The sequence below is a fragment of the Pararhizobium sp. P1_E7 genome, assembly GCF_056405855.1.
Map to the genome: position 1 here is coordinate 1 of NZ_JBFUBH010000227.1, position 1,016 is coordinate 1,016.

The 1,016-nt window shown below is 65.7% G+C and carries 1 protein-coding gene; it reads left to right on the forward strand.

Features of this window, described 5'->3' with window-relative positions; translation table 11 throughout:
* Positions 1–1,016 (forward strand): VCBS domain-containing protein (locus AC1D17_RS29095; RefSeq protein WP_477568656.1); only part of this gene is annotated, 1,016 nt, incomplete at both ends.

Below are 1,016 nucleotides of genomic sequence, written 5' to 3' on the forward strand. Positions count from 1 at the left end.
GATAACAATCACACCGCGACATGGAGCGGCAATGCCGCCGGCACCTATGGCAGCTTCGTCATCTCCGCCGCCGGTGTCTGGACCTATAGYCTCACCGATGCCAGCGTCAAYAATCTGGCCGAGGGCGAGACCCGCACCGAGACCTTCCTGGTGACGGTGACCGACGACAAGGGCGCCACCGAYACCGARACSGTGACGATCACCATCAACGGCACCAACGAYGCGCCGGTGATCGGTGCYGCCTCGGWGATCKCMGGYGCSGTGACCGAGACYGGCCTGGCCGCCAACGACGAAACGCCGGTGACCGGGCCGCTCAGCGCCWCCGGCACCATGGTGTCGAGCGATGTCGACAACAATCACACAGCGACATGGAGCGGCAATGCCGCCGGCACCTATGGCAGCTTCGTCATCTCCGCCGCCGGTGTCTGGACCTATAGTCTCACCGATGCCAGCGTCAACAATCTGGCCGAGGGCGAGACCCGCACCGAGACCTTCCTGGTGACGGTGACCGACGACAAGGGCGCMACCGACACCGARACSGTGACGATCACCATCAACGGCACCAATGACGCGCCGGTGATCGGTGCYGCCTCGGWGATCKCMGGTACMGTGACCGAGACCGGCCTGGCCGYCGACGACRWMACSCCGGTGACCGGGCCGCTCAGCGCCACCGGCACCATGGTGTCGAGCGATGTCGATAATGGCGCGACCGCGACATGGAGCGGCAATGCCGCCGGCACCTATGGCAGCTTCGTCATCTCCGCCGCCGGTGTCTGGACCTATAGCCTGACCGATGCCAGCGTCAACAATCTGGCCGAGGGYGAGACCCGCACCGAGACCTTCCTGGTGACGGTGACMGACGACAAGGGCGCMACCGATASCGAAACSGTGACGRTCACCATCAACGGCACCAACGATGCGCCGGTGATCACCTCGGGTCCCGGCACCGGTTCGGTGAACGAGATCGCCGACGGCGCCATTGGCGAGACCACGGCAAACCTGACGGCGACCGGCGC